This window comes from Arthrobacter rhombi, from assembly GCF_900163545.1.
GTDB lineage: Bacteria > Actinomycetota > Actinomycetes > Actinomycetales > Micrococcaceae > Arthrobacter_H > Arthrobacter_H rhombi_A.
The window spans coordinates 1-4,672 of record NZ_FUHW01000005.1 but is presented as its reverse complement, the minus strand read 5'-3'; the positions used below and the strand labels follow the sequence as shown (position 1 = coordinate 4,672).

The window sequence follows — 4,672 nt, the reverse complement described above, 5'->3', positions numbered from 1 at the left end:
CGACGACGGAGGCCAGGATCCCGGTGACCGTGGCACCCAGGATGGGGATGAAGGCCCCGATGACCTCGAAGATCACTTCCCACAGCGAAGCGCCGTTGTCTTTGTCGAAACACTAGTTCTTCAGTACTTTTGAGTTTTTCAACTTAACGTTGCTTAACGCCCCAGCCTCGTTCTGTAATAGAAATCACAACGTCAAGTAGCGCTAAACACACCATCAAGGTCCACACCGAAGGAAGCCGGCATGACAGATAGCCCATCCGCGATGAAGCTCTCATATGACGAAAGCGCGCCACGCCCGGCTAAGACTTCTGCCGCCGCCGTTGCTCGCGCTTGTGGGGTCTCAGCAGCAACAGTGAGCTACGTGATGAATGGGCAGCCGGGCGTCTCGACCGAAACACGTCGCCACATCGTCAAGGTAGCCAACGAATTAGGTTACCGACCAATACGTCATGGGCGTCTTCCCGACCCGCTATTGACCCGCGTCGTGGGATTGATTCTGCCCAACATCGTCAACCAGATGTACACCGGGTGGGCACAACACATCATTGATGCAACGGCCTCCAAAGGTTTCGAGGTCTTCGTAGCCACCACCCAGGACGACGCCGAGTCCCTAGCTCAGGTCGCCTCTACATTAGCGGCCAGAAACGTGGATGGTGTCATCATCGCAGCAGCTCTGAGGGAGGACTCTAGGGCTCTGAGGACGTTGCGACAGAAACGCATCCCCTACGTCTATCTATCTCGTCGTTCCGACCATATTCCTGGGGACTTTGTCGGCATCGACGACGACGCTGCCGCCTCGGCCCTCATGACTCATGTCCTTTCCCACGGATACACAGAGATCGCAACGGTCATCGGCCCAAGGTTTTCCACTGCCTCATTGGCACGAGAGCAAGCATTTGTCCGAACCGCCGCCGCAGCCGGAATTCCCATCACTGGTCAACGAAAAATCAGCACACGACTTAATTCCGACGGCGGTGTAGTAGCCGCCGAAAAACTATTCGGCTCCCCACAACCTCCGGAGGCAATCGTCTGCGGCTCCGACGAGATTGCCATCGGCATTATGGAGCACGCTCTTTCATTGGGTCTGACCATTCCAGGCGATGTTGCCGTCGCCGGGAGTGATGGATTACCTCACAGCCGGTCTCGCCTCATTGATCTGACCACGATCGTTCAGCCGGTCCAACAGATGGCCGAGCGTTCCTTCGAGCTACTCCTCAACCAAATCACCAGTCCGCGCACCACATATGCGCATACAGTCTGCGATCACTCCATTCACATAGGTGCGACTTGCGGTTGCCCAAAGAGTATCGCTTCTCTGCATTAACGGTTTGTTTCACACTCCTCACGGCAACACCACCTTTTCCATACCCAACACCACGCAAAGGTAGCCATGTCCACTCATACGAACGCGATGGCAATGAGACCACAGCATGTCGTCAACAAACTCATTTTCCGGCGTGTCATGCCTCTACTGATTGCCGCCTATGTAATGGCATTCCTAGACCGCACCAACATTGGCATGGCCAAGGACCGCATGGAGATCGATCTCGGCATCTCCGCCACGGCTTACGGCGTCGGCGCCGGCTTGTTCTTTCTGACCTACGCCCTATCAGAAATCCCTTCTAACCTGATTATGCACAAGGTCGGAGCTCGCTTTTGGATCATGCGCATCATGATCACGTGGGGCATTCTGTCTGCTTGCATGGCTCTCGTCCAAGGGGAATGGTCTTTCTACATATTACGAATGCTCCTCGGAGTCGCTGAGGCTGGCCTCTTTCCTGGAGTCATCTACTTCTTGACCCAATGGTTCATCGCGAATGATCGCGCCAAAGCTAACGGCATGTTCCTGCTCGGAGTCTCGTTGGCTAACATCATCGGTGCTCCACTCGGTGGCGTGCTACTTACGCTGGACGGTCTAGGTGGTCTTCACGGCTGGCAATGGATGTTCATCGTCGAAGGGTTGCCTGCCTGCGCTCTAGCATTCGTAATTTGGAAGTTCTTGCCCAACAAACCGACCGACGCAAAGTTCCTCTCTAGGGCCGAGGCAGAGGACCTAGAGGCTCGCATCGCCGCTGAGGAGAAATCGGGGGCCGAGGCAGCAGGGAACTCAAAACTGATCCACGTGCTGAAAGACAAGCAGATTCTTCTAGTTGTGGCCATCTACTTCGCCCATCAAATCGCTGTGTACGCATTGAGTTTCTTCCTTCCCTCAATCATCGGGACTTATGGCGAACTAAGCACGATCCAAATCGGTCTACTTACTTCTATCCCGTGGATTTTCTCTGCAGCCGGCGCGTTACTGCTTCCCCGCTTGGCGACCAACGCCAGCCGCTCACGACTGATCGCCACATGCACAATGGTTGGTATCGTGGCCGGATTCACTCTCGGCGCAATTGGCGGTCCTGTGCTGGGTCTCATCGGATTCTGCCTCGCGGCGTTCAACTTCTTCGCGTTGCAGCCCATCCTCTTCACCTACCCGGCCACACGTCTGTCCGGGGCTGCGCTAGCAGGTGGCATTGCCTTCGTGAACACAGTGGGACTGTTCGGGGGATTCCTCGGACCATACGTCATGGGATTCCTGGAAGACGCCACCGGTTCCAAGTTCGCGGGCCTTTGGTTCATCGTCGCAATGTGCGTCATCGGTGCTGTCCTCACGCGCTGGCTAAAGCGAGGCACCGAAGATCCTGCCCTCGCCACAGTCTCTGGCCACTAGGCACTGACTTTCAGCAAATTAGACCGCCCAACATCGGACGAAAGCCTCGGATTCACACCTGAGCATCAGCGTTTGCAAATATTCTTCACCACCAAAAGGAGCAGTACCCGTGGATTACACCGGACTAAACTACGCCGGCCGCAAGGTTCTCGTCACAGCCGGGGCCGCAGGCATCGGTCTAACGATCGCCACTCGCTTTCAAGATCTGGGCGCCAAAGTATTCGTAACAGACATCAACCCCGCAGCTGTGGATTCAGCACGTGCCTCCGGCTTTTCCGCAGCGGTCAGCGATGTCTCCAATGAGGACCAAGTTCGATCCCTTATGGACACCGTTGCCACTGACCTCGGCGGACTGGATATTTTGGTCAATAACGCGGGGATCGCTGGCCCTACTGGCTCGATTGAAACCTTAGAAGCAGCGGATTGGAAAGCAACGTTCGACGTTAACGTCCACGGGCAGTTCTACTGCATCAAATATGCGCTGCCGTTCCTCCGACTCTCCACAGACGCGGCAATCGTCAACCTCTCCTCCGCCGCCGGACGACTGGGCATGGCGGGCCGCAGCCCCTACTCCGCCTCCAAATGGGCAGTCGTCGGGCTAACTAAAACGTTGGCCATCGAACTCGGTGGCGATGGCATACGTGTCAACGCCATATGCCCAGGGGCCGTCGACGGCCCCCGCATCGATGCAGTCATTGAAGCCAAGGCAAAGATGTTGAAGCGACCATTGGCTGAAGTCACTGACCTCTATCTCGGCCAGTCATCTTTGAACCGACTTGTTGAGGCAACTGATATTGCAAACATGGCAGTGTTTTTGGGCAGTGATCTCGCCCGAAGTGTCAATGGTCAGGCGATGGCTGTCGACGGCAATACAGAGAAGCTCTACTAGCCCCAGACCCTCTTCTTACGGCAACACTCTCGAGTACCACCAAAGGAATTAACATGGCCTCCAAGAAAAAAGTCATCATCACCTCCGCCGTCACTGGCGCCATCCACACGCCGACCATGTCCCCACATCTGCCCGTTACACCAGACGAGATCGCAGACGCGGCGATCGGAGCCGCGCAAGCCGGCGCCGCGGTCGTCCACATGCACGCCCGGGATCCCAAGGATGGGCGCCCTTCCCAAGATCCGAAGCACTTTGAGCCAATTCTTGAAAAACTCAAGGCCAACACGGGCGCGATCATCAACATCACGACTGGTGGCTCCCCCCATATGACTGTCGAGGAGCGAATGCTCCCGGTTGCTACTTTCAAGCCAGAATTGGCATCACTGAACATGGGATCCATGAACTTCGGGCTCTACCCGATGCTGGACCGATACGCTGATTTCGACCACGAGTGGGAGCGTGAGTCTCTGGAGAAGTCCAGAGATCTTGTCTTCAAGAATACGTTTGCGGACATCGAGACAATCCTCGGCATCGGCAGCTCAAATGACACGCGCTTCGAGTTCGAGTGCTACGACATCTCTCACCTTAATAACCTGGCTCACTTCCATGGGCGAGGGCTGGCGCGTGGCCCCCTATTTGTCCAGTCGGTCTTCGGCTTGCTGGGAGGTATCGGGGCCCACCCCGAGGATCTCATGCACATGCGCCGCACCGCCGACAGGTTGCTCGGCGAGGACTACCAGTGGTCGATCCTTGGAGCTGGTAAAAATCAGATGCCATTGGCCACTATCGGGGCCGCCATGGGCTCACACGTCCGTGTCGGGTTGGAAGATTCCCTGTGGATCGGACCAGGCCAGCTGGCAGCGTCCAACGCCGAACAGGTTTCACGTATCCGAACCATTCTGGAAGCCCTGAATTTTGAGGTCGCGACACCAGATGAGGCCCGCGAAATACTCGATCTCAAAGGCGCAGACAAGGTGGGGTTCTAAGCATGACAATGGATAAAAGTGTCGGTTCTGCGGCGGAAGCCGTAGCGGATATCGGGGATGGATCCTTGATATCTGTCGGCGGTT

At 56.2% G+C, this 4,672-nt stretch carries 4 protein-coding genes; all 4 read left to right on the top strand.

Features of this window, described 5'->3' with window-relative positions; genetic code table 11:
- Positions 1-241 precede the first annotated feature (241 nt).
- Positions 242-1,324, top strand: coding sequence for a LacI family DNA-binding transcriptional regulator (locus FM101_RS01030; RefSeq protein WP_241895399.1), 1,083 nt, complete (start codon positions 242-244; stop codon positions 1,322-1,324).
- A 66-nt stretch (positions 1,325-1,390) separates the two neighbouring features.
- A complete protein-coding gene (locus tag FM101_RS01025) occupies positions 1,391-2,713 on the top strand; it encodes an MFS transporter (protein ID WP_179204198.1) in 1,323 nt (440 codons plus the stop codon).
- A 109-nt stretch (positions 2,714-2,822) separates the two neighbouring features.
- On the top strand, positions 2,823-3,602 hold the full coding sequence (locus FM101_RS01020; RefSeq protein WP_086994179.1) for an SDR family oxidoreductase: 780 nt from the start codon (positions 2,823-2,825) through the stop codon (positions 3,600-3,602).
- A gap of 53 nt (positions 3,603-3,655) precedes the next feature.
- Positions 3,656-4,588, top strand: coding sequence for a 3-keto-5-aminohexanoate cleavage protein (locus FM101_RS01015; RefSeq protein WP_086994176.1), 933 nt, complete (start codon positions 3,656-3,658; stop codon positions 4,586-4,588).
- Positions 4,589-4,672: the final 84 nt, after the last annotated feature.